20 protein-coding genes and 1 pseudogene are annotated in these 24,571 nt (G+C 58.4%); 6 read left to right on the top strand and 15 right to left on the bottom strand.

What is annotated here, in order from left to right; all coding sequences use genetic code 11:
• Positions 1-4: 4 nt before the first annotated feature.
• Genes ACEN96_RS19535 through ACEN96_RS19515 form a run of 5 tightly spaced genes read right to left on the bottom strand, consistent with a single transcriptional unit; the run spans position 5 to position 3,117 of the window.
• Positions 5-640, bottom strand: coding sequence for a C1 family peptidase (locus tag ACEN96_RS19535; protein ID WP_495584734.1), 636 nt, complete (start codon positions 638-640; stop codon positions 5-7).
• Positions 637-1,641, bottom strand: coding sequence for an ImmA/IrrE family metallo-endopeptidase (locus ACEN96_RS19530; RefSeq protein ID WP_495584733.1), 1,005 nt, complete (start codon positions 1,639-1,641; stop codon positions 637-639). The genes ACEN96_RS19535 and ACEN96_RS19530 overlap by 4 nt, the downstream gene beginning before the upstream one ends.
• Entirely contained in the window at positions 1,628-1,969 is a 342-nt protein-coding gene (locus ACEN96_RS19525) for a helix-turn-helix domain-containing protein (protein WP_495584732.1), read from the bottom strand. Before ACEN96_RS19525 ends, ACEN96_RS19530 begins: the two co-directional genes overlap by 14 nt.
• A 15-nt stretch (positions 1,970-1,984) precedes the next feature.
• Entirely contained in the window at positions 1,985-2,341 is a 357-nt protein-coding gene (locus tag ACEN96_RS19520; RefSeq protein WP_495584731.1) for a hypothetical protein, read from the bottom strand.
• Positions 2,342-2,400: 59 nt separating this feature from the next.
• A complete protein-coding gene (locus tag ACEN96_RS19515; protein WP_495584730.1) occupies positions 2,401-3,117 on the bottom strand; it encodes a 4'-phosphopantetheinyl transferase family protein in 717 nt (238 codons plus the stop codon).
• A 674-nt stretch (positions 3,118-3,791) separates the two neighbouring features.
• Between ACEN96_RS19515 and ACEN96_RS19510 the strand changes: the two genes are divergently transcribed.
• A complete protein-coding gene (locus ACEN96_RS19510; RefSeq protein ID WP_495584729.1) occupies positions 3,792-4,943 on the top strand; it encodes a nucleotide kinase domain-containing protein in 1,152 nt (383 codons plus the stop codon).
• Positions 4,944-4,965: 22 nt separating this feature from the next.
• Here ACEN96_RS19510 and ACEN96_RS19505 read toward each other — a convergent pair whose 3' ends face one another.
• Positions 4,966-6,174, bottom strand: a complete 1,209-nt coding sequence (locus ACEN96_RS19505) for a nucleoside triphosphate pyrophosphohydrolase family protein (protein WP_495584728.1) — start codon at positions 6,172-6,174, stop codon at positions 4,966-4,968.
• 81 nt (positions 6,175-6,255) lie between these two features.
• On the opposite strand from ACEN96_RS19505, the gene ACEN96_RS19500 reads away from it, so the two are divergent.
• Complete coding sequence (locus ACEN96_RS19500) at positions 6,256-8,472, top strand: metallophosphoesterase family protein (RefSeq protein ID WP_495584727.1); 2,217 nt, start codon at positions 6,256-6,258, stop codon at positions 8,470-8,472.
• A gap of 125 nt (positions 8,473-8,597) precedes the next feature.
• Here the strand turns inward: ACEN96_RS19500 and ACEN96_RS19495 are convergent, their stop codons facing one another.
• Both ACEN96_RS19495 and ACEN96_RS19490 read right to left on the bottom strand, forming a co-directional pair.
• The gene (locus ACEN96_RS19495) at positions 8,598-9,755 is read right to left on the bottom strand and encodes a HEPN-associated N-terminal domain-containing protein (RefSeq protein WP_495584726.1); all 1,158 of its coding nucleotides are present in this window, start codon (positions 9,753-9,755) and stop codon (positions 8,598-8,600) included.
• A 410-nt stretch (positions 9,756-10,165) separates the two neighbouring features.
• Positions 10,166-10,507, bottom strand: coding sequence for an H-NS histone family protein (locus ACEN96_RS19490; protein WP_495584725.1), 342 nt, complete (start codon positions 10,505-10,507; stop codon positions 10,166-10,168).
• 375 nt (positions 10,508-10,882) lie between these two features.
• Here ACEN96_RS19490 and ACEN96_RS19485 point away from each other — a divergent pair, with 375 nt between their 5' ends.
• From ACEN96_RS19485 to ACEN96_RS19470, 4 genes are all read left to right on the top strand, one after another.
• Positions 10,883-12,196, top strand: a complete 1,314-nt coding sequence (locus ACEN96_RS19485) for a dsDNA nuclease domain-containing protein (RefSeq protein ID WP_495584724.1) — start codon at positions 10,883-10,885, stop codon at positions 12,194-12,196.
• Entirely contained in the window at positions 12,193-13,986 is a 1,794-nt protein-coding gene (locus tag ACEN96_RS19480; protein ID WP_495584723.1) for a hypothetical protein, read from the top strand. Before ACEN96_RS19485 ends, ACEN96_RS19480 begins: the two co-directional genes overlap by 4 nt.
• 60 nt (positions 13,987-14,046) lie before the next feature.
• Positions 14,047-15,339: a PDDEXK-like family protein gene (locus ACEN96_RS19475; protein WP_495584722.1), complete on the top strand. Its 1,293-nt coding sequence runs from the start codon at positions 14,047-14,049 to the stop codon at positions 15,337-15,339.
• Between the two features lie 66 nt (positions 15,340-15,405).
• Positions 15,406-16,425 carry an HNH endonuclease gene (locus ACEN96_RS19470; RefSeq protein WP_495584721.1) on the top strand — a complete coding sequence of 340 codons (1,020 nt, stop codon included), beginning with the start codon at positions 15,406-15,408 and terminating at the stop codon, positions 16,423-16,425.
• Positions 16,426-16,546: 121 nt separating this feature from the next.
• Here ACEN96_RS19470 and ACEN96_RS19465 read toward each other — a convergent pair whose 3' ends face one another.
• The 7 genes and pseudogenes from ACEN96_RS19465 to ACEN96_RS19435 form a co-directional block, all read right to left on the bottom strand.
• On the bottom strand, positions 16,547-17,110 hold the full coding sequence (locus tag ACEN96_RS19465) for an H-NS family nucleoid-associated regulatory protein (protein WP_495584720.1): 564 nt from the start codon (positions 17,108-17,110) through the stop codon (positions 16,547-16,549).
• 354 nt (positions 17,111-17,464) lie between these two features.
• The gene (locus ACEN96_RS19460) at positions 17,465-18,253 is read right to left on the bottom strand and encodes a hypothetical protein (protein WP_495584719.1); all 789 of its coding nucleotides are present in this window, start codon (positions 18,251-18,253) and stop codon (positions 17,465-17,467) included.
• A gap of 315 nt (positions 18,254-18,568) precedes the next feature.
• The gene (locus tag ACEN96_RS19455; RefSeq protein WP_495588696.1) at positions 18,569-18,931 is read right to left on the bottom strand and encodes a hypothetical protein; all 363 of its coding nucleotides are present in this window, start codon (positions 18,929-18,931) and stop codon (positions 18,569-18,571) included.
• 342 nt (positions 18,932-19,273) lie between these two features.
• Positions 19,274-19,723: pseudogene (locus ACEN96_RS19450) on the bottom strand (TniQ family protein); the annotation flags it as partial.
• Positions 19,720-21,333, bottom strand: coding sequence for an AAA family ATPase (locus ACEN96_RS19445; RefSeq protein WP_495584718.1), 1,614 nt, complete (start codon positions 21,331-21,333; stop codon positions 19,720-19,722). The gene ACEN96_RS19445 and the pseudogene ACEN96_RS19450, both read right to left, overlap by 4 nt.
• 16 nt (positions 21,334-21,349) lie before the next feature.
• Positions 21,350-23,641, bottom strand: a complete 2,292-nt coding sequence (locus ACEN96_RS19440; RefSeq protein WP_495584717.1) for a TnsB C-terminal domain-containing protein — start codon at positions 23,639-23,641, stop codon at positions 21,350-21,352.
• Complete coding sequence (locus ACEN96_RS19435; RefSeq protein ID WP_495584716.1) at positions 23,638-24,507, bottom strand: TnsA endonuclease N-terminal domain-containing protein; 870 nt, start codon at positions 24,505-24,507, stop codon at positions 23,638-23,640. The genes ACEN96_RS19440 and ACEN96_RS19435 overlap by 4 nt, the downstream gene beginning before the upstream one ends.
• Positions 24,508-24,571 lie beyond the last annotated feature (64 nt).

The following is a 24,571-nucleotide window of genomic DNA, read 5'->3' as shown; positions in this document are numbered from 1 at the left end:
CTCCTTACGGGGACGGCTTCACCGTCCGGAATTCCATCAACTTGGTCTTCATGTAAGAGTAGGGGAGCCATGCATGGCCCTTGTCTCCCCAGCGTATTCCCCAGCTGTTGCGGATAAGCACTAGGTCAAAGAATGCCGACTCCGGAGACCTTCCCAGCCCGACTGCGATGACTGCGTGTCCAGAGTTGTTGGATGGACCGTCCAAAACAATGTGCGGAGACGTCTGCACTCGGTAGAAGCCGTCGCTGAGCATCAGGCCTAGGACCACCGGCACACCGCTGACCAACTCAGATTCGACGGAACTTGGGTCGTGACAGCTTCCGCGCCAGAGTTGACCCACAGAGCCACTCAGCGCGGCGGCGGGAACCCCGTAAGGCCAGTGGGATTCGTGTGGCTGTCCATGTTGCCGCAAGGCCCTGTTCACAGCCTCGAAGGACAGACCTCCATTGCTGGGGGGCATCTCCTGCAGAGCGCGTGAAAAAAGGTACTCCGCCGACAGCGCGTGTGAGAGGCCGTGAGCGTGTGCGTGCGCGTCTGACGTGGTGCAGGCTAGGCAGGTCGGGCGGGAACCTTGGTCCCTGATGCCCTCCCACGTTCCACGGAGGTCGTGCTCGACCGTGATGCCGCCCACCTCGCTCATGCAGAAATCAGTCTTTCTGGACGCACCATCCCGACTGGCTCTTTGCCGAGTAGCGCGAGCCTGAGCTCAAGCGACTTGAGTGCGTTCTCGTCCGCTTCCCATGGGCGTCTCTCGTCGAGGCGCACCACAGTCTTCGAGATGGCGTTGCCCTGCAGTACGACGCGTCGGGTGACCGGAGCACCATAGACCAGCGGGGCTTCTTGTTTGCGCTGGTCGCGACGCACATCCAAAGGCGCTTCGTTCAGCGCTTCAAATCCCCACTCGTACCCGCCGGCAGCATGCTCTTCCAAGTTGAAGACGAGGTAGTCGTCCGGGCCTCCAACGATTTGCACCCCCGCGTCGCGCTCGGACATGACCCAGACGTCGCCATACCAGTTGTCAGGCTGGACGTCGGGCATGGCTCGCTGCTTCGAAAGCTTCGGGGGCATCTTGGCCAGTTGCTGAGCTACCTTTAGCGGCACGTAATCAGCTGCCACGAGCGCCCAGCAGGTCGCCGAATAGCTCGCGGCGAGTCGCAGCGACAGCTGGTAGACCACATCTGGCTGTGACAGGTCAGCGAGATTCCAATGTTGGCGCCTGGCGTGTGCGGTTATCAGCCACTTGGGTAGCAAAAATTCTGCGGCGAACGCATCCGCCTCAACCTCTTGCGCGTCATAGCCATCCTTTTCGCCGCGCGCGACGAAGCCGACATTGACATCAAGACTGAGGGCAGAGTGGTTGCAGACGTGGTGGCCAAGCTCATGTGCTGCAGTGAAGCGCTGCACGTGGTGGTCTCGCTGGGTCGTCACCAGCATTCCGGCTGCGGACGGCGTTGGTACGTAGGCGCCAAGCAGCCCTTCAAGCGGGCGGAAGAGCACCATGACTCCTACGTCCCGAATGGTCGAGAGAACATCGATGGGACCACTCCCGTCCCGAAGTCTGGCTTTCAGGTCGAACTGCTTGTGCAGCTCGGCCGCCTTGGCCACGCCAGAGAGGATGGCGTCGCGCTTATTTTTCGCCATCGCCTTGCTGAGACCGTTGGATGAGGAACTCGGTAAAGCGCATCAATTCGGAACGGTCCTTTTCAGAGAGCGTTGAGGCTTGCCGCGCCAGCATGTTGACGTCCTCTGGGAAATCCTGAACTTGCTCGCCAGTGAAGTGGCCCACAGGACGGGAGTACAGCTTTGCCAGCGCTGCCAGTTCTTGCGAGGCCACGCGGCGCTTGCCGCTCTCGATGAGAGAGACGGCAGAGCGAGGAATTCCGGTCTGGTCCGAAACTTCTTGCTGAGACAGCCCCAAATATTCGCGAGCTTCCTTCAGCCGCGCAGCGATTGCATCTTGTTCATTCATGTTGGTCGCTCCTGCTCAGTGGGCCACGACCTCCTCACTCACTTCGATTGGCGAAGAAGCTGGGACATCCGCGACGCCAACCCGGTGCTGGTGAATCTTTGCAATGATGTCGGTCACCGCGTCGGAAATGCTTCCATAGCCGCCCTTCTGAATCCACTCAGGGCGCAACGAGCCACCTGTGATTTCCTTGACGAGCGGAGAAAGTTTGGCGACCGACTTCGAGTCCACCTCTGGTGTATCCCACATGGGATTGCCTTTGAGGTCGGGGATGGCCAGGTCGTCCGCCTGCTCCTCCTCGAGCGCTTCGCTCAATCGAGCCTGAAGTCTCGGGCGCAGCTGTTCGAACTCCTGGGGACTCATCTTCGTGGCCACGAAATTCTCCTGTGCGGATTTCCAACGGAGATTAGCATGGTTTGTTGGAAAATCCAACATCACTCTCTCGCAAGGGCAATGGCCACGCTGTGCCCTTGGCAGGTCAGCGTGGTAACCGCAATCCTCCGGAGAACTTCCGCTGTAACCTTCGGAGTGCTATGAGGCCGGACCTCCAAGCCTCTCCCCGACTCTGCAGGCCAGAGGCTGACCTGCTTGAAGCCAAGGCGACGGTTTTTGGTCAGAGGGAACTGACACTTGAAGACCGCCTCCTTGGCCGAGAACGCTAATCGCTCCGCAGCCTGCAGGTTCGGCAGGCTCAAAAAAGCCTGCAGCCTTGAGATTTCGCTTTTCCAGCTGATGTCAGCCATCGCATTGGCAGGGAGGTTTCGCTCGTCGTCGACATCCACTCCGACAGCTTGAGCAGCAGTCGCGAGGGAGGCCACTGCCACTGCAACCGTACGAGAGTGGCTGATGCTGCCTCGCAGCGAGGTCGGGAAGAGGGGTTCGCCTTGGGAGCCGCGGCCGATGAGCTCGCAGGCTATTCCAAGGCGCTCACAGGCCAAGTGCGCTGCATGGCGTCCTGTGAGGAAGCCGTCGCGCTGCCGTTCGGTTGATTTGCCCAGGAGCTGATTTTCGGCCGCAGACGCTGCGCGGACATTGCGGCCGCGCCGTGCTAGCACGACAGCGAGGACGCCTGGAGCCAGGTCAACAATGACGCTGCCATCCGAGTCGGAGTGGTAGAGGATGGGCTCTTGACTGACCGGGAGGTTCAACACGTCGAAAGCGCGGAAGCTTCAGTGTCGCGACGCTAGCAGTTGGTTCCTGGCGGAGACCATCACCCAAAAAGTGGAGGTCGTCAGCGTTTCGCCACGGTAAGCCCGCACCAGTCCCAGGACGCAGTGTTGGAAAGTGTCTCCGCCAGCTCCTGTGCGCGGTTGGGCCATGGTCGAGGAGCGCGCGGTGGGTGGCAGCGATACCAGCGTTCGAGACCAATCGCGGCGGCATGGTCGACGTGTAGCCGAACTCTCCCGCGGGATGTCTCAGTTACATCCTCCACACACAGCTCGATAAATCCAGACTCCTTCCAGCGTTGAACCGTGGCCAAGACATCTGGCGTCGCAAGGTCTAGGTAGACGACGAGTGTCTTGCTTGAGTTGCTGAGCAGCAGCGCGAAGTCGTCCAAGTGCGGGCTTGGTACCAGCACCAGCGCCGCGCTCAGTCGGTCAACTCGGCCCAGTCGACCCCATGTCAGCGAGGCATGAAGTGTGGGAGTGGAGGCCCTCTGCGTTCGGGGCCGTTCTGGCGTCGTGAGCGACTGCCATTCAAGGACTGCTGCGGTCTCCACGGTTTAGCCTGGCAGGAACGTTGATGGAGTAGGGTGTGGTGAGGTGCTTTACCCAGTGGAACATCCTCTGCGTCGCCTGAGGCAGCGTTGTGTCAACAACCAGCCATGACGGTCGGCCGTTGGCTGCTGCGGGAGAGAGCCCAGGGCGGGAATTCATGGACTTCCTACCTCGTCCAGCATGCCAAAATTCGCTTGGACATTGTGCTGCGGAGACCGTTTTTGGCTGTTCTGTCTGAGTCGCTTTCGCCTCCGTCTGAGGCATTGTTAACCGCTAGGTCGGCGCTCCTCGTTAAGCGCACGCCGCCCACGCCTTCGAAGGCCTACGCCACCTACTGGAAGTTTGCTGCGGCCCGCCAAGCGCTTTATCTCAAGAGGTTTAGCGGAGCGCACGGACCTTGGACCGAAGACCCCATCCTTCGGGTCTACAAGTTCACTAACGCCTACCGAGCTGCTGATAGGGTGAGCCAGTTCCTCATCTCGCATGTCATCTACAGCGGAGCTTGGTCCCAAGAGGATGTCTTGTTCAGAACAATCCTGTTCAAGCTCTTCAACAAGATTGAGACTTGGGAACTTTTGTCGTCTGAGTTTGGTGAACTTAAGCTGACTGGATTCGACGTGCCAAAGTTTGACGCGGTGCTCTCACGAGCCATCTCGAGTGGTGCTCGCATATATTCTGCCGCATACATAATGCCTAATGCCCCGCGCCTACAGGAGGGGAGCTACAAGCATCGAACCCATCTGGACTTGCTGAGTTGGATTTTTTCAAGTGGTCTTGCAGGTAAAATTTTGACTGCAAAATCCATGCAAGAGTGCTATGAATTACTCCTTGGAATCCCAAGTATTGGTCCGTTCTTGGCCTATCAGTACGCGATTGACTTAAACTACTCCACGATTTTTGACTTTAACGAGGACGACTTCGTTCAGCCAGGTCCGGGAGCCCTTAATGGAATCAAAAAGTGCTTTTCCGACTTGGGTGAATACTCCCCTGCGGATGCAATTCGTTGGGTGACGGAGCGCCAAACTGCCGAATTTTCTGAACGCGGATTACGTTTCGGCGGACTTTGGGGGCGAAAACTGCATCTTATCGACTGTCAAAATCTTTTTTGCGAGGTCGATAAGTACGCACGCGTTGCACATCCGGAGCTCAGCGAGCTCACTGGAAGAGCGCGAATCAAGCAGAAGTACACGCCTACGGGAGAGATGCCAAGGCCGGTGTTCCCACCGAAGTGGAAGCTCGACGTGTCGCTAGCGTTGTGAGGGTCCGGCTCCCGCCGCCTACTCAATCGTCGCTATGAACTTGCCTAAACGTGAGTGTATGGGCGTCGAGGTCGAGGTCGACGATGCCTCGGCGATGCTCTTTGAGCAGCCTGAACGCTTTAAAGCCTTCAAGAATCGCTAGTTCCCACTGCCAGGCGGGAAGGGTCTGCACTTCGTAGCCCTGCACAAAGTCTTTAATTGTCTTCAGGATACTGAAGTCAAGAGAAGTCGTGGAGCGGAAGAACTTGGCGCGCTCGGCATGATTGAATACCCAGCTCGCAATGCCTTCTTCGATTAAGTTCGCGCGCGCGCCGTCTTCGTTTTCGTCAACCAATTGGTTGGACTTCCGCTTGGCGCGAAGCATTGACCGCAGCGTTGGTGACCAGCCTAGTATGGCTGCATGAGCAAGATGGAAGATGTCATGGAAGCGGTAGTCATCTTCCCTCCAGCGATTGTCGGTCAGCTTGTCACCGACGATGACACCATCTCGGCTTAGTCGCACTCTAGTACGACCGTCGCTCTCGATAATTTCATCGAAACGGAACGACATCTGTCTTGGGAAGCGTTCGTTCTGCGGGAAGTTCGCGTCGAAAGCAGGCGCCCAAATCTTCTCTCGAGGCCAGCGCCCCTCTGATTTGGCGATATTCTGCCGTGCGGCCAGGTCAAGCGGCACGTGAGCTAAGTTCGCCGCTTGGATGAGCGAACGGAAGACATCTATTAGGTCAGCCGCGAATCGGTCAAGATTCTGCTCAAACTTCCCAGCGGCAAAGCTATCTAACAACGCGCCTGTCTTGGCGGCAAGCTGGATGAGACATGCTTCCAGCGGGGCCTCTTGAAGCTCAGGTGAGAAGTGTGAGGGCTGAAGGTCCACGAAGCACTGAATGCTCTTCGCGCTCGTGGCTGAATAGTCATGACCTTGAACGGCCCTCCGGCCTAGCTCAGCAAGCGACAGCCTGCCGCGACCCGCCGCGTTCGCCAGGTACCAAAGCGCATCACCAATTTCTTCGAGAACAGAGTCCTCGTAAGTGGCGTACGCGTCCTTGTCTCGCTTCTTTTTCTTGAGCGCGCTAAGGAGGCTTCCCACCTCACCGAAAAGTCCGAGCAATACGAAGTCCAACCCACCCATTCCTGGTGAGTCCGAACGGTCCGAAATGGCCGTAAAGTTCTGATACACGTCCAGGCGAAGCGCTTCGCCTTCGGATGGGTGGACTTGGCTGCGGGTCAAGTTCAAGGGCTTCTATCCATCAGCTGGCCGAGCGGCCAAAGGAGCGGTGGAGGGGAAGATTGGGGAGCATTCTAGGACACGAACAAGATGAGCCTTCCGAAGGAAAACGCGGCGTCTGCACGCCTGCTGCACATCACAGACACCCACTTGAGCGTTTCGGGTACGGACTTCCCTTGGGACGACCTCGGGAAGGTCACCATCGGAGCCTTGGATTGGGACGGCCCGACGCGCGAGGAGCTCTACGAACGGGCTTTGGCGAGGCTCGCGGAGCATCTCGCGGACCAAAAACTAGCCCTGGATGCAGTCGTCTTCAGCGGCGACGCGTTAGCGCGCGGCCCCTCGGGAGGAGACTCGGTCTTGCTTGCGGCGCTGCTTCAGCATCTTGCACCTTTCGGAATTGAGCCGGGCCGAATTGTGGCCGTGCCTGGGAACCACGACATCGAACGAGGTACCAAGCCGACCACGAAAAAGCGGTACGAGCGATTCGTTGAGACTTGGCGTGAGGCTGGCTGCATCACGCCCTGGCTCGACGGGGTCGATAAGAAGGAGGTGGCCAGTCTAAGAAAGCACGTGCTCGTTGGCGAGGACGGGCGCTGGGCCATAGTTGCCATGAATTCATGCAACTGGTCGCAAACGTCTGCTCTCACTGATGACTTACGTAAACACTGGGATGGCATTCCAGCTTTGCTCAGCGATGTTCCAGACGTTCAGAAGAAATTCAAGGATGAGTTGGATAAGTTGCGCTATTACGATATGGCTCGAATATCTGACAATCAGTTTGAGGTGCTAAGGCTGTTGGGGCGGCAGCTCGATAGTGAGTATGGCGGAATTGGTCAGCTGAGGATTTTGGTGATGCACCATCACTTGAGGGCGCCCGACCACACCGAAGAAGTTAAACAGTTCTCTGATGTCACCAATTTGGAGCGCTTGCGAACCTTCATTGCGCAACAAGATTTTGCGATAGTGATGCATGGCCACAAACACGTGTCGAGAAAGCACTTCGACCACATTGAAGTGACTCCAGGGAAGCCGTTGCATCGTGTGCTCATGTTGTCTGGGGGGTCGACGTCCGCGCAATCACATATGCAGGCTATGAGCTTAGTAAAAGTCTCAGGACTGCCTTGGGTGCCTGAGGTAACCACGACAAGCATTCCCCTCCCCAGGACGGGAATTGAAGTGCGCTTCGAGGAGGACTCACTTAATGGTCGCCTTTGGCCATATGCTGAAGTTTGCGGGGGCGCTCCTGCTGTGGTTCAGGGGAAAGATTACAACCAAGTCTATGAGCGTGCCAAGCTCGCTGCGGCGGCAATGCGCTCGGACCCGGGTCCGCTGATAGTACACCTTGACCTAGAGGACTCTGACCAAATAAAGGACCTGCCGACGTCGTATCCGAGGATGAAGGAGCACTTCAACGCCTCAGATGAGGATATTGATGAATCGTCTGAGTGGTTGAGTCAGCTGGTGGATTGGTGGCAAACCCCGACTTCAGAAATGCGGTCGCGTGTCCCATATCGGCACGGTGAGCGTCTGCAACGATTCTCCAAAAATATCAATCAATTGGAGCAGGCGAAGAGGGAGTTGGAAGAGAATGGAAAGACGACTCGGGCGCTTGCTCTTTTGATTGACCCAGCAATTGACTTTGTTCCTCGCAAAGGTGAACGGAAGACTGAGTTTGCATCCTTCGTTCTTGTTCAATTTAAGCTGAGGGCTGGTGATAAGGATTCATACTTGGATTGCATCGCTTATTATCGAGCGCAAGAGATTTCAAAATGGTGGCCTGTGAACGTTGCCGAGCTTAGGCATATTCAACTATCGGTCGCGGGAAAAAAATGGAAGTGCGGTCGCATTACAACGATTGCTGCAGAAGCGCGATATGAGAAAGCGCCGCCGTCAGACGTTGCGGTTCCTATCATCGACCGTTGGGTTGACCAGGCTCCACATAAATTGTTCGTTGTTGCCCACGCGATGTTGGCAGGAGGGGCGCAAGGTGACGAACAGATGGCGGTTGCCACGGAATGGGTCCGTTGTCTAAAGCAGCTCGCCGAGGCCGCTAAGGAGGAGGATGGGGCCAGGACGGGCGTAACCATCGAAGGGCCTACCCGCGTGGCCGAGTACTTGAAAAGTGTTGGGGGGCGAGGTTCAAGCGCTAAGCGACATGCCGGATGCCTTGAAGAACTGGTGAGAGCAGGGACCTGGGTTCTTACCGCAGGGGACAGCGAACGTGGGGCTGCCGTGGAAAGTTTGCAGGCTGCATTGAGAACTGCAATTAAGCAGGGGAAAAAGTTGCTGGGTTCAGCCGCTTGAGGGCTTGACTTTGCGCGCTTGCTCCCGTTGAGCTTCGGTCCTCGATAGGGCGCGCAGGGCAGCATTTGGACCGATGCGGTGCGGCCGCTCGCCTTGATGCGGCAACATCTTCTTGCGGCCAGGTGTCAGACTGGTGGAGGTCGAGCATCAAGCTCGGCCTCAGCTTGTCGACGTCCGCGTACGCTCTTGACGAACCTTAGCCAGGGCTCATCGTCCTTGTAGTAGTGGTCGTCATCTTCGTCCGACTTGAGTCCGAGATGTCGAGGTTCGGCGAAGAGAGCCAGGTTCCAGCCGCCTCTGTGAACAGTGCTTCCATAGGCGATGCCGTCGATTGGGCCGTCGTCAAACTTAAAATCTCGCATGAACTCAGTGACGACTTGCGACGGCAGGTAGTCCACGTGGGGACGTTCGTCCCGGGCGACCGGCTGCATGATGTCCTCACTGAAGCTCCTCAAGAATCTCAAGGCTAGCCGCCCTTCGCGAGAGGCATTTGAGAAGACGCCTGGTACCTCAGGCAAGCGACGCAGGTCCAGCATGCGCAGTGGACGCGATGACACCCACTGTCCAACGCGAGCGTCAAACGCGCGGGCTTCGCTCAAAGCAGTTTGAAGTGTGGAGGCGAGATAGAGCATCGGAATGCCAGCAGGATTCATCCGATTAGTCTGATTCGCAAACCTGCGCGGTGGCGGTCCAAAGTCTTGCGCCGGTGCATCTTGGTTCTTCGCGATGTCAGTGCGAGCGCGCCAGAAGCGACGTCCTTCGGGCACGTCCTTGATGAGGCCACCTCTTTCACAGGTGTTCGCAATGATTGAAAGAAGCGTTGCCGGCGTGTACGAATCCGGGCCGTCCGTTCCCGTCGCCTCGAAAAAGAAGCGACGGCGGTGTTTCACGGTCTCGCAGAATTCTTCCCAGCTCGACTGCAGCGCTTGGTCATGGCCCAGCCGTGTCCATTCGAAGTCGCACCAGGGCTCATCGGGCAGCGCTCCGCGAAGCTCCCAGCGTAGCCTGTCCTTGTGGTCTCGGGGGAGATGAAGCCCCACCTTCTCAAAAAGCAGTTCCGAGGAGTCCCAGTGGTTCCCGATGTATCCGCCATCGTAAGGAAGCTGGTCGACCGCTCGCCCGTAGTGTTGGAGCAAGCAGTGCTCCATGTGGCGAGCTACGTCTTCGATTCGCTTCGTTGGAGAGTCGTGCAGACCGCAGAACTCGCATCCGCGGCGGTCCTCGCCGTCGCGGATGAACTGACGGATGTCTCGGTCGTCAAAGCAGGATGCACACACTCTCATTTTCAGTTGAACCGACCTAGAACGTTCGCGCACTTTAGATGAGGGACCGCATCTCTCTTAGTTCCACTACGCCACAAGACTCAGGGCTCGCGTCTGAACGTGCTTCAGTGCCCAGCTTCGCCGGCTAAGGCTGCGATAGCAGCACGGAGGAGATGTTTGTATTTTCGTAGTCTGAGATGCTAGTCGTCGGTACTGGGCTCACCTCGTGATTCGGCAGCGAACGCATCAATGGCCGCCCACTTTGCGTGCTCCTCGGAAGGGAAGCAGCCGCCGAGAACGCGCCGAACAGGCGGGCCAACGCTAGTTGGTGGAACGAGCAAAATGACCGGCGCGAATCCACCACCAGCCAGCGGTTCGGCTTCGACATCTGCCTGCCAGTCGTCCACCCGGTGCCCCTGTGTGGCTGTTGGTCAGACGCGGAACTCTTCTCGGCTGCGACCTTGGGCCTCATATTCGGCCAACCACTTTGCCGCACGACCCCGGCCGCTCCAAGTGTTCTCAGGGTCGGCTGGGTCGCGGAACAAAACCGCTGCACCCGACTGCTTGCGCCGCGTGTCGCTGCGGCCAACGTAGGGCTGCAGGGCCCCAATGGCTTCAGCGATGGTGAAGCCGGCAGCCTCGATTTTCTTTATGTATCCGTCAGCGAGTACCTTGATTTCCTCATCTCGTTTGGATTCGATTTGCCGCTCGAGCTCCTTTGATAGCGCTAGAAGTTCGGAGTAGGACAGCTTCGAAGTATCTACGGTGCTCATTGTTGGAATCTCGTTGGTGACGCTACGGCGTCGTTGTGTCTAACGCAGTGTATTTGGTCCGGCAGATTGCTCGTTGCCATCCTCCGCAGGCGTGTCAGGGGACAGCACCGGCCGCACACTGTGCTCGCTGCCCGCTCAGGATAAGGTGCACCAGTTCTGCCGACGTTGACCAAGTTGAGCATCCCCCATCGGCGCCCGCTCACAAAGCTCAGATGAAGCCCAGCCGCATCGCATGCTGGCTTCCTTCATTGACGTTTCGGCACCACCGTCAAGTCGGCCGCCTGGCGTGCGAGAGCCGCCCAGCGCGTGGCGTTTCCTCAACTCCGCCCTTGGAGGGGGGGGGCTCCCTGTTACAAGCTGAGATAAGCTGCCGTGATGACCAAAGTCAGTTCCGCGCCCAGTCTCGAAGATGTGAAGTCCCTGTTCCGGGACTACTCTGGTGACGAAACAGGTGGGCTGCACGCAATGCGAGGATTCAGCTTCCAAATATGGCAAGCGGTCCTCGAGACCCTACGAGCGCATGCGACCGGCGCGGACTACGCGGTGGTTCTTGAGTGGCAGCAGGATATCGCTCTGCTGAATTCGTCGACGGCTCCGACTCGGGTTAAGTTTACCCAAGTCAAAAAGAATGAGTCGTCTCACCACTGGACGTTGCATGGGTTGCTCTCGGTGCCGGATGGCGCTGGCGGGACCACTTCAGTTCCGCCGATGACTGCAACGACCGCGGAAGCCGTGGTGGGCTCCAGTACTGCCTTGACGTCAAAAGAGACAAGCGCAAAGTCGAAGACAAAGACCAAAAGTAAGACCAAGGTGACAGAGCTGTCGGTGTTGGCGAAGCTTTACTTCCACCGACGCCGCTTCTCGACTGTGTCGTCGACGGACTTGGTGTTCGCCTCAAATGCGCCCTTTTATGTCGACGTCGGTGACGCAGGGGCATCTGAGACTGTCACTCGAGTACTTCTTTCCGAGCTACCGGTAGATGCGAAGGCAAAGGTCGAGAAGGCGTTGCGTAAGCAGCTTGATATCCCTAGCGACGAGTCGATACCGCTCGAGAACGTCCTGCTTGAAGTGACCAATTGCCCCGTCGAGGACGGGGTGCAGTTCGTCGTTGGCGAGCTGGCCGTTCTCTGCGAGATGCTGAAGATTTCGCCGAAGGTGAAGGCCCCGTTTCAAGCCGTTTGCCTCATCGCTGCGGACGTCCGACAAAAGATGGGGACGGGACGCTACGCAAAAGATTTTGAAGCGCTGCTACAGCGGGCGGTTACTCGCCATGAGGTCGATGGCTACTTTGCCGCCGCGAATGATGGCCAAGTCACGACGCAAGACCTTATCGAGAAGGTAGTAACGCGATTGAACGCGGAGGCTGCCGACTACGAGATGGTGGCTGAGATGGAGCAAGAGATGAGTCTGGCTTGCTCGGAAATCACCAATCGGGCCGGGCCTGTGTGGCCCACCGTCAACGCGCTCGCCGAGCTATTCGCACTCCATGACAAGTACAAGGTCCAAGGGCCCCTGAAGGAGCGCCTTCCGGCTTGGCTCTCGGACCTGAGGAAGCGCGCGCCAAAGGACTCATCGCTATACAAGGACGGCTATCTCTTCTGCATCATGGCAATGATTTTGAACAATGCAAGACCAATTCAACACCTTTCAGCTGCTCCGACTGGTTCGCAACCTGAGGCTCAAAAATGAACCAAGCGGTCGTGTTCAACGAGCTTTGGATGCTGTCCGAAAGAGACGCGAGCGCGAGGTTGCTGCGCTTCAATCCATGCAAGAACCTTCTAGCAGGTAGCAATGGCACGGGTAAGTCCCGCGCGATAAAGCACTTGGTCTGGGCACTTGGTTGCGAGCCGCCGAAACGAGTTGCGGCGCAGTTCGACGCGAATGTCGTCGCTGCGCTAAAAGTGACGGTGGGCTCGAAGGTAAGGACCTTCGTTCGACAGAATCGAAGTCGTGCCGCATTCTCTGAGAACGGCCAACTTCTATTCGCAACTGCATCTGCATCGAGATGGAACGAGTACTTCGCGGAGCTGTTCGACTTCCCACTGAAGCTCCAGCGCAAGGACGATGGAGGCTTTGACCTTGCTGGTCCGAGCTACGCGTTGCTCCCGTTCTACATTGACCAAGATGGAAGCTGGGGATTGAAGTGGAACACCTTCTCCAATCTGGGGCAGTTCCCGAGTTGGCAGAATCCGGTGTTTCACTCATTCAGCGGGCTAAAACCGGCCGCCTATGTGAGAAGCAAGTTGAAGCGCGACGAGGTCGCCTTCCACCTTCGTAACGCCAAGATTGAAGGGAAGCTACAGCACGCCGCCTATCAACGAGTGGTGTCGATGCTTCCGGCGGAGTCCACGGTAGTGGATGAGGTCGCATTCGCCAAGCAACTCCAAGAGCTCAGTTCGGAGGCTCACGGACTTAAAGCCGCTCAGGACGATGTCCGTCGCGCTCTTGTGGCGGTAGCTGAGGAGCGCCAGCAGCGCTCCGCAGAGCTGCACCTAGCGATGAAAGCCGAAGGCGAACTAGTCGAAGACTTGGCGTATCTGTCCGAGTACAAGGACGAAGCTCCCCTGGTGTGCCCCACCTGTTCACACGTCCACACTACCTCATTCCAGGCCAAGAAGGCGCTCGCTGCAGATGCGCAGGAGATGCACGAGGTCGTTGTGAAGCTGAAGCAGCAGATTGAGGCAGCGCGAGGCAAAGAACAATCGCTGCAAGAAAAGCTTAACGACGTTTCATCTCGACTGCGTAAGCTAAAAGGAATGATGAACGAGCGGAAGGGAGGGCAGGTAGTCGCGGACGTTGTCGCAGCCAAGAGTCGCCTGACGCTGCAAGCCGCATACGATGCCACCCGTCATGAAGTGGCCGCGAAGGTAGATTCGCTCGCCGATGAGAAGAAGGAGCTTGATGACGCGCTCGCGAAGCTGACAGACGCGGGACGCGAGAAGAACGTCAAAGCCTTCTTCAAGGAAGGTGTGGTGTTGTATGCGTCTAAGCTTGACATTCACATGGCCGAGCTTGGAACTCGCATGACCATTGGAGCGCGTCCTCCAAGCGCCAGCGGCAGCTATGCGCCACGCGCGGTGCTTGCAACACATCTATCCTTGATTGCTACGCACAAGCAGTTCGGAGTCGGTAGTTCATTCCCATTTATCGTTGATACACCTCAACAGTCTGGCCAAGACCCTGAGAGCCTAGGCCGGATGCTCGATGCCATCCTGAACGAATCCGACACGAGCCAGTGCCTAGTGGCGACGGAGTCAATTCCGGAGGGATGGCTTCCGCCTGCGGACTGCAAAGTCATTCGGCTGGAGGCGAAGCGCCAGTTGCTGGAGAAGGGCCAGTACCGAGACGGCATCGCAGCGCTAAGTGAGATGGTCGTCAAGATGCGGGACGCGGTTTTGACCGAAGCTGCTGCAGGCCAGGAGGATGAGGCCGAAGACGAGAGTTCTACGGAAGATGGCGATGACGACGATGAGGCGTGAAGGCATTGCCACCACGGCGCGAGTTCAACGAACCCGGGCGTAGCCCATTCCGGAGAAAGCATGGCCACATCACGCCAGGACCGAACGCTCGATGACCTTATGACAGACCTTCGGCTCGTCGAGTTATGCGAGCTCCAGAGAACTGGCGATGAAGTCTTGGATGTCATCTCGCTCATCGAGAATCAGCACTCCGACATCCTCGCTTGGCTCTTCGATGCGAAGGAGGGCCACGGGCAGGCAGATGAGATTCTTCGTGACCTTCTCATTGCCGCCTCTCTCGCTGCGCAGGATGAGAGCTGCAAGCTAGAGCAGGGGCGAACGAAGAAGTTCTTCGCGTATTGGACGCCAATGCGCTTGAGGACAACCAGCTTTGGAGCAGCGTTCTGCGCACGCGAGCTCGGCATAGAAGCGAAGAATCGCGTCGACCTGTTTGTCATCGACGTACAGAATCGATTCATCGTTGCTATCGAGAACAAGTCTGGTGGTCATCACTGGGCGGACCAGTTGCATCGATATAAAGAGAGCATCGAGAGCGCTTTGCTTGCCAATCCTGTGCTGTCCAAGTACAGGGTCGCCTACTTGGCTCTCGACCGCTCGTTCGATGGCGATGAATCGAGCGAACGGCCACTAGCTGACTCGTGGCTGCACATCAACTATGAGTGGCTGAAGGCCTCCGCGCAGCGTGCTCGGATGCACGTCACTCGCGGGAACGCAGCTGCTCGCTTGGTTGAAAGCTATTGCGGAAGACAGACGGACGACTGGGACACGCCTGAAGCAAAGCGCTCAACAAAACTGGCGTCCGAACTTCATCGCGACTATCCGCATGCAGTGGGTCAGCTTATTGGTCTGACGTCGCGGAGAGTGGAGAAGGAATGGCTTACGAATCCCCAGGTTGACCAAGCGGTTGCACTCTTCCACCTCCAGAATCGCGCAACCGTCCGCTTACTCCGCGAAACGAAGGGGATGGCCTCGCTGCTCAATGCGATACAGGCGCAGGTGACCGAGCTTCCCAGTACGAACTTCGACCCCTACCGGACTAGGATTGACATCTGCCCAACGGACTGCCAGCAGTTCGCCATCAACGAAGTTTGGCCCGTGTTCTTCAGAGTCAAGTTCTCTTCGGAGGAGAACAAGTACGACTTGGCTCTTTGTTGGTACGGAAAGGCGGCTGCCTCGTCCCCGGAGGCCGTGAACGAGCTGCGTACTAAGCTCAGCAAGGTCCATAACGGTTTCGCGAAGCACTCGGAGAGCCTGTGGCGCCGCGTGATGCTCGACCGTGCCCTAACCCAGACAGCGTTGCTCGACACCCTGACGAAGAGAAACCGTGAAGTGTCCGCGGCCTTGAAGCCCTAGGATTCTCCTCGGCCGCTCAACCAGCAGCACTACATTGCCAAAATGCAAAGCGAACGTTCTCTCGCTATGCCGGAGCACTGGACCCGGTCGCTCGACTTCTATGCCGCGCTTGACGCCACGGTCACAGGCCTGCGAGAAATCTTTCCCAACGCTGACCGGATGACCGAGCCGCACGTCAATCGGAACGGAGCGGAGAAGTTGCCTTGGCTCAGAGTCCTAAGTCCGACGGAGCAAGTCCGATTCATCGGCATAACCTCGACGCCAGGCATTGGGCCCGACCGCCTGCGCTTTCGGGTGTTCGTCTATGAGGACTTTCGACTGGAGTACGAGCGGCTCCTGCAGCAGAAGTACTTCTCCTTCGAGGGACGTGCCCTGCGTCGAGGAGCCGTCGTAGGAAACGAGACCTGGGAGCGGGGCCTCGACTCTAGGAACATTTCGGTACTCGGCTACGAGGCGACAGTTCTCGTGGATTCTTGGACGCCGGCCACATCCCATCAAAGGCTTAGAGCGGTGGTCCATCAGTTCTGTTCGTTTGTCGCCGCAGCCATGTCAGGCGGGCGCGCATACGAGGAATTGCCGGACCTTAGGCCAGACATTCCATTGGACGCCGGTGCAGGAGATGCCGCACCGTGGAGCGAGGATGAGCGTGCCATTGAGCGCATCGAGAAGCTCGGGCTGGAGGACTCGGAACGCCTAGCGCTAGTGAAACAAAGAATCGGGCAAAGCTGGTTTAAACGGCAATTGGTCGAGAGATGGAGGGTCTGCGCGGTGGAAGAAGTTGGCTCCGCTCAGCTACTCATTGCGTCACACATCTGGCCATGGGAGAAGTGCGAAAGCACAGCTGAGCGGTGGTCGGTCGACAACGGACTTCTGCTCACTCCAAGCCTTGATAAGCTGTTCGATAGGGGGCTAATCGGCTTCTCAAACAACGGGAAGATGGTCTTCGGCCCCAAAGCCGCGAGTCTCGACCTTGTGCGCTTTGGGGCGCATAGGGAGAAGAGACTTCGGTACGGAATTTTCTCGGAATCCCCCGGCCTGAAGGAGTTCCTCGCGCGCCATCGGCAGCTCCACGGAATTGCCGGTTAGGTGGTCGCTGGCCTTTCGCTGGCGTCTAGAACGCGCTCTCCCGACGCGGTCGAGTAGCTGTGCGGTCGTACGCCTGCGACCGCTGGTTGGAGTCACCGAGATACATCTGCGGCCAAGTGAGTCAGGTTCTTGAAATGGCCAAGTCTTCAGCCGATTTTCCCTCGGCGAGCGCTTGAACGAACCATGCCGGCCGCTTCCCTTTGCCCGTCCAGGTTCTGCCGGCGCCGTCGTGATACTTCGGTGCACCCACGCGAGCCAACCTCTTCGGCGCCTTTGACTGCTCTGGCTGGACTGAGGCGTTGCCGGCGGCCGTGGAATTCCTGCGTGAACCTCCGGCAGTGGAGGCGGATGTTTGACCTCCCGCCAACAGCATCGATTCCGGCGTCTTCCCAGAAGCTAGTGCCTCCGAGAACCAGCGCGGGCGCTTACCCATGCCGCCCCAGCTCTCGCCATTCTCACCGCGGTATTTCGCGGCTCGTTTGGCTGTTCCTGCCTTGGGTGTCGCGGCCTTGCTCGAGGACTTTACTGAAGTCCTCCCAAACAGTTGCTTTGGCGTGATTCCGTAGTGGTCAATTGCTACCTTGATTTTCGCAACCACCTCTTCGACTTCCTTCGCCCTCAGCAGGTCGGCTTGGCGCTGAAGGCGGTCGATTTGGTCCAGGACTTGTTTCAGGTTCTTTGCCATTGGAGCCCCATCTATGGAGTGGAGGGTGCGAGGATGCGTTGGATTAGAACACTGCGCTATTCAGAAGCAAGCCACCCATCCTCTGGCGGAGTGCCGAGCGGCGGCCACGGGGCCACCCTCGATAGAACACCCTAAGGTGACCTTGACAAATCTATTGGAACACCACCACCCATCAGTCTGATGCTCCGAAAGTGCACGCCAAATCAGACCCGGAAGAACCTCCATGTCTATTCTCAAGGTGTCCCAGAACGGGAGTCGTGCTGAACCAGCCTTCCGCTTCTTTAGCGCCGTTCTACGTTTCTCAGACGGCGTCCGCGCCGCGAGCGGCCCACGGCTGAGCGTTCGAGGGAATGGCTAGGCCGCAGCAGTCTGTGGGCCGGGTCCATCGTTGGCCGAGGCGCGGTGACCAAGGCCTTGGTCCTCAAGGCCGCCAGGCAGCCGCACCGGTGCATGGTCTTCCGCAACCGCAATGAGTCTTTCCAGCAATCTGTCCCACAGGTCGGTTTTATTGAGTTTCTTCGAAAAGCGCTGCGCCGATGCCAGCGCCGCCGCGGGCCAGTTCAGAGCGTTCCATCGGAGCTGGCTACCCCGCTTGAACAGGAGCATCTCGAAGCGTTGTCGGAGTGTGTATGCCGGCTTGCCTCCAATGGGCGGAAATGCCTCACGCAGGTCGCCGCAGATGAGCCGCCATTGGTCGTCTGTCAGTCTGCCGTTCGAGGTGATGCGCGACACGCGTGCGTCGAAGTAGTTCCCGGTCTTGATGCCGTTTTTGGGACGGATGGGTCGCGTCGACTCGGCGTGCTGAACTTCCATCAGAACCAGGTGAGTGACGTGGAACGTCCCTTCGACGTTGAAACCCCAGACGCTGAAGTTACAGGTCTCGTCCGGCGGCGTTAGGTCGAGTCGGCCGCTCAGCGCGTTGGCGAAGACGCTTGCCCACGAGGCTTGGGTGTCGGGATGGGAGGTCAGCCAGGCGAAGGTGGCCTTGGGCGTGAATGCCTTTCGGCCCTGAAGCTTCTCAACTTGCAGAGCGCCGATGTTGAGCCCGTTCGGGTGCATAAGCCATGTCCGCACTCGCGCATGCGAACCGAATAATGCACGCACCAGAGTCTGGGCCGGAATGAGTAGGCGCAGGCCGTTCACCGTTCCTTCGAAGATACCCTGGTTTGCCGCAGCTAGCCCAGCCAGTGGGCCCTTTCGGTACTCGTTGCAAGTTGTGCGAGCGAAGTGGGAAGGGTTGACCTGGAGGTGACGGGGCGAGCCATACCTCTGTGCATCAATGCGGTAGTCGACGTCGCGTATCGCAGTCACGGACATGTTCCCGGCTGCGTCGCTGACGTGCGCCACCAACTGCCTCATGGGGGTTCTAGAGAAAGCTGTAATCCACTTCATTTCTGTACATCCTTGTGAGGATGTACAGCTCCGCAGATTTAGCCATGCTCAGCCCACGGCGAGGCTTCAGGTCGTTCTGCCTTTGCCCCAGAGCGGACGCATGCACGCGTCGGATGATTTCAACGCCTCAACCGCCGCATGCACGCGAGGAAACGCCTCGCGGTTGTGCCGATACGCGGACCAGCAGCCTGCCTCCGTCAACGCATCGCAGATGCGGACTCGCTCGCCAAGCGCCAGATACCGTCGGACCACAGCGCGGACAGCTCTTGCGTACTTCGCATCAATCGCTACCTTGGACGCCGCCGCAGGACCGTTAGAGACGAACGTGAGGTCGATGGGCTGGCCGCCCGCTTTATAGGCCTCCAAGGCTGTGGCGAACAGCACATGTTTATACGTTCCCGGTGGATGCGATGGCTTCAGAGTGAGCATTCGAGCCATCCAGGCGAGGCTGCCGTCGCTGCCGTGTAGCCCGAGGGCAGACGGGGCGCGTGGCAGCAGCGCAAGGGCCCAGCTCGACAGACGACCTCGCTCTACATCGCGGCCGGGCGCAAGAAGGCCGCCTTCGACTAAGGCGTCTCGATAGTGGCTCGATGGAAGCACCTTAGCTGGTCCGGGAGTGCGGTTCAGAACCGCTGAGGAGATGCGGCCAAGGTGGGCATCGAAGAAGGTTCTCGGCCCCCGGACGGCTGGGTGTCCCTTCGCCTCATGGGGCAGTGACGTGTCGTAGCAGGAGTTGGCGCTCGGTAGCGTGGTCTCACGGAGCGCTTCTCCGTGCTCAAGGCAGTAGAGAACGCCGGGGAGATGGTGAGACCTTCTCCAGTGGCTTGTGCCCCATCGGGCTACGTCGGCTTCGGCACAGGTCCTACAGAATCGACGTAGAGGCACGAAGGTGGACGCGGCTTGGATGACAGAAGCGGTCCCAACCGCCGTCCTCCCTGTCGCGTAAGCATTTGAGACGGCTTGGTCGAAGGTTGGGCCGCCGAAGTGGGCGGTCAGATAGGGAAAGACGGTGTGCCGCCACAGAACTTCTTGCGGCGGGAGCCTCAAGAAGCCGGCCATCGCGCACAAGTGGCCGTATCCTAAAAGCGACGGGGTCCAGCCGAGCTGACCCACGAGTAGTCGAGCGGTTGTCTTCAAAGAAACACCGCCCACTCGGGCGGTGCGAATCCAAACGCTGCCCAGAAGTTCATCTGGCCGCGGGCGCTGAAGCAGATATCTCACAAAGCGAATTCAGCAGCGGTGACCAGCCCCAATGCCTTCGGGTCAGTCGTGCCCCGGATGTCGGCCGAGGCCGCAACAGAAGGGTCGAGAACGGCCGGAAGCGGAGAGGGAATGACCTTTTGCTTAGCCGGCCTCTTTACCTTGGTGGCTTTGGCCTCGGGTGCAGCAGCGTCCTTGGCCTGACTGCTTTCGGCTGTCGCACCAGTCCCTGCGAAGTGGCTGCTCGACTGCAGCTGATGTCCGTCCTGATAGGGATGCACGCCCAACGGGGCGAGGACCATCGGCATGCCCGTTTCATCGTAAACGCGCTGTTCCATCGTCTGGTCACTCTCGGCGAGGTCGGTGACGAACCGAACATCCTTCGGGAGTTTGCTCCGATGCTTCAGATAGAGCAGGCCGTTCTCGCTCATCGCGAAGTACTTGCCGAGCACCACACGGAGCAGCTCGGCCGAGATTGCTTCCTGCTTGTAGGAGATGGCTTCAATCTGAACGGCCTCCCAGAGCTTCACCATGATGTCGGGGACACCTTGCGTGAGGTCAAAGTAGAGGTCGGCGAACTCATCGGAGTAGCTGATGGGGTTCCGCACCCACTGATACTTGAACAGAACCTTCAACAGCGTTTCGAAGTCGCCACCGTTGTTGGTTCGAGTCCGAGTCAGGTTGCCCCATGCCGCCGAGCCGCTTCCCGACCCGCGGCGACCGGTGGTGAACCGAGCTTCCCGCTTGGTCTTCAGTTCAGGCGTACCGGCAATCATGGTCGGAACTCCGCTGGTGTTAGAAGCCGTGGTGAGGGCCTTGGCGACCGTGGTCTCCTTGGCGGTAGCTTGGGTTCCGCCGTCGCGCCCCGACGAAACGGCTTGGCTCTGACCCTCATCGACGATGAGCATCCCAAGGCCGTGCTCACGCGCGGTCCGCAACACTGCGCCGAGCCGGTAGTTGGCATTGGTCGTGGTCGTTCGCTTCATCAGTTCCGCATAGCCGGCGTCTGGGAGAAGCTTGTCCATTTCCGACGCAATCTCCGTGGCGAGCTGGTGCACATCGCGTCCGTCGGTCGACATCTCGACAACGAGGAACGGGAGCTGCCAGATGCCGGGCTGCGGGTGGTAAATGACCGGTGGCAAGAGGCCTCGGATATGGCCAATTGCGGTGCTTTTCCCTTGTCCCGAGGGCCCTGTGAGGGTCATCGAGAACTTTGCGATTTCGGCGGTCTGCTTAACCGACACGAAATCACCGGTCATCTGAGCTTGGTAGAGGGCCCGGAGCGAGCTGATGGACTCCTGAGTGTTAGGGCGACGTCGCTCATAGCCAGCATGCACCATCGACATCATGGAGCGCGCCAACTCGACCACCCGCGGAGTGGCAATGAAGATGTCGCGCACACGCCGGACCAACTGACCACGAATGTGGTCAGGAAGCCGTCGCTCCTGCTCGTTGAAGGGCGGGAGGACATGCAGCTGGCGGCGCAGCGTGGCATCGTCGGGGATAGCGGGAAGCGCCTCGATGAGGATGTTTCCGCGTTGTTCGGGAATCTCGCTTTTCCGATAGATTGCTTCGACGAACGGAAAGTCGCAGTATCCGTTGACGCCATCAATGTTCAATTCGTTCTTCATCTCGTAACTCGTTCAATCAGATTCCAAGTTCGTCTTGGAGTTCAAAGTAGTTGTCGTTGCCAGGTAGCACACGCTCCGGCGACTTCATTCGGTCGACCTTCGGTGCTTCGGGAACGTCCTTGGTCGCTGCAGCCATCGGGGGCTCAGTCGTCGGTCCGGACTTCTCGACCGGCCCGTCGGACTCCGTCGCTGTGACGCCGCCATAGATTTGTGAGCGACGTTCCTGCTTCTCCTTCTGACGCAACTCAATTCCCCCGGTCTTCGTTGTTGAGGACTTCTTTCCTCCGGTTTCCTTCTTCTTCTCCGCTGCCGCACTCTTCGCAATCGCCTCGAGGTCCTCATCCAGCGCAATCTGGTGCGCAAGCTCGAGGTGCTGACCCTGCCGACTCAATCGGCGAGCAAGGGTCTTGAAGCGCTCGTACTCCGCGAACGAGTAGTTCGAGAAGTGCGCCTTGTGCCGTGCGACGAGCCGGCCCTTGTAGGTGACCGAAGGTCGCTTCGGGTCATTGATGGTGATTTCGTCGACCCACAGAGGCGAGTAAGAGACGGTGACGGGGGATTGGCCCTCTACCGACGCAGTCGTGGCCCACCCCAGAGACCTGATTTCATCGAACTCGTAAAGAAGACCTTTGAACTTCACGCCCTTCTGGGTCACTTGCGCAGTGCCTGTGGGTTCGAGCGCCTTCTTGATGAAGTCATGCGTGTAGCGCCGGCCCATCCCACCCTCGTTCTCCATGCTGTATTGCCAGCGCTCGGCCGGGCTGAGTAGGTGTCCTCGAGCGACGTCCTGCGGATAAATCTCTTTGGACGTCCGAGCGGTGACGTTGTGACTCTGTACGGTTGCCACCACCGACGCCAGGAGATGGTCCAGGTCGTACTCTGCGTCCTTCTCGTACTTCTTTGCTCGCCGCTTTTTCGCCTGACTCGGCAGCGAACCGCCTGGTGCCATTTCGCGAATGGGAGCTTGAGTCGCGCTAATCCCAAATTCAACCGTTCCCTTCAGACTGCTCATGAAGCCAGGAAGGTTCCAGGTTTCAATTGGAAGTTTCTCGCTTAGAGTCCCGGCCATCGTGACCTGACCGTCACCTCGGTCATAGACAAAGCAGCTGGGGAAGTACCCTTGTGCAACCCAGGCCGCAGCGTTGTATGGAACGTCCAGACGTTTGCAAAGCGCTTCCCAGTCCTGAGAGATGCTCACAATCGCTTGGCACGCTCCTTCCCACTGCGGGGACTCCAAGGAGAGCGACAGTCCAACGACGAGCCCGTTGTCTCGGTCGACAACCAGATAGAGCGTTGCCTTTCCAATAATCGTCCGCCGGCTGAACTTCGATACCAGCCACAAGTCGAAGATGGTCGCGTCAATCTCGTAGACCCGTCCAGCCGTGATACTGAAGGCCCATCTGCCACCGAGCTTTGCGCGATGGTTGTTCTTGAAGTGAGCTTTGCTTTCACGTCCAGAGATGAGCTCCGCGTGGCTCAAAGCATGTCGAACGACCTTGCGAATCTGGTCTGCCGTTGGGCGCATTCCTAAGGGCTGAAGAAGAGCCGCTCCCTTGTCATCGCGGCGCATCTTTCCGTTCTCGTCCCGAGCAACGAAGAACCTTCTGAGGTAGAACTTTGCGAAGCCCCGCAACGTGTACTTTTTGTCGCGAAGGTAGTACTTGCGTCCAAGTTGAACTATCTGTTCGTGCAATGCACGGGTGATGTTCATGATGCTGTAGTTGCCATCCGAGGGCGGACGCCCTCGAGGCTTCTTCGGTTTCCTCGGCAACGTTTCATCCGCGTTTCGGCGTCGGACCTGCTCTACACCGTCCTCATGTTCGATGTCGACGCTGAAGGAGTTCCCTTCGGTGAGTTGTCCGCAACGCCAAAAGTCGCCGAGGAGGGCATCCTTGTGTTGGCCGTTAAGCCAGTATCGGCGAAGGTCGTCAAGAAGCGTCTCCTTGTTCGTCCCGATGGATGTGGCGTGCTCCGTTAGAAACTTGTTGCGAGTCGACTTCTCGTAGAGTCGGACGTCGTCGCGTATGTCGAAGATTCGGTTCCATCGAACGTCTCTACGTGCGATGTCTGCCTGTCCCTCTGTATGCGGGCGCTCAATTTTCGACGCGCCAACACGCAAAATCTGCTTCGTGTTCTCCCACTCTGTAATCTCTGAGCGTGTCCAAATTACAGGCAACGGGTTCTTGATATCTCTTTGTAGTGCAACGAAGGTACTTTCGCTGCGCAGGACCCCAGCCTTCTGCATTGAGATGATGACGTAGGTGTTGTCGCCCTTGCGGACGTCATCGTTGACTGCGTAGAAATTCACTTCCCGGGGCCCTCCGACGAACGCGGGCCGTTGGCCTCGCCCAGCAGTTGCAGCTCGACAGGTGAGAAGGTCAGGTCAATAGGAACACGGCGTTCCCAGGCGAGCGAGCGGAACAGCCGCAGACCGCAACCCCTCGGGAGACTCTGTCGGGAATCAAAATCCGCGCAGTAGGCTCGAACGGTCATCCCCTCGAAGTTGGCCGAATTCACCTCGGCTTCCATTCGTGGCGAGTAGCGGTCGAATAGGTCGACCACCGGAAGTACTTCCCCTGGCGCCGGCGACGCGCCTCGCATCCAGTCGATGTTCCGAATAACGCGCGGGTCAATGGACTTCTCAGTGAAGATGCGATGTGCAACGCCTACGTGAGCGCAATAGGCCTTGTGCAGGGAGAGCTTCTCGATGACCCGCGGGTCCGACAGCGCTCGCTCTTCTTTGATGTCGTAGGCGATTCGCGTCGTCTTGCCGTCGACCCGCCGCGTCACCAGGGCGTCGAGGGTCATCTCCACCGGAACCCGGCCACCCGGGTAGGTGGGATGGCGGATGCCTAACAAGGCTGCCGCGCCTAACGTCACAGAGCGGTCCATCGGCCGCTGTTCTTCGAGTTCCTCCACAGTCGGGTCCTGCTCAGCGGTAATGAAGAATGCGCGTTCGATGGTGGAATGAAGATGGACAGTGCGCCCGAGCTTCTCGCTCGGGATACGGCTTTGCACGCCGCGCGACGAGAAGTCTTGGACTCGGATTGCAGGCATGTAATCCGCTCCATGTCCGCGGCCGAAACCCGCCTCTTTGCGCTTCTTGAGGGTGGCTTCCGTCCATTTCCTGGGGCCGGCCTTCGATGGTTGCTTGCCGGATTTGGTCCTGTTCATCACTTGTTCCTTTGGTTCCCCGCGCGAAGATGTCGCGGCGTGACCCCGTGAAGCAGCGGCACTT

Source organism: Roseateles sp. Mitsp63, from assembly GCF_059491535.1.
Note: the sequence above shows the minus strand (reverse complement) of the source record. Positions and strands in the feature narration are given on the sequence as shown.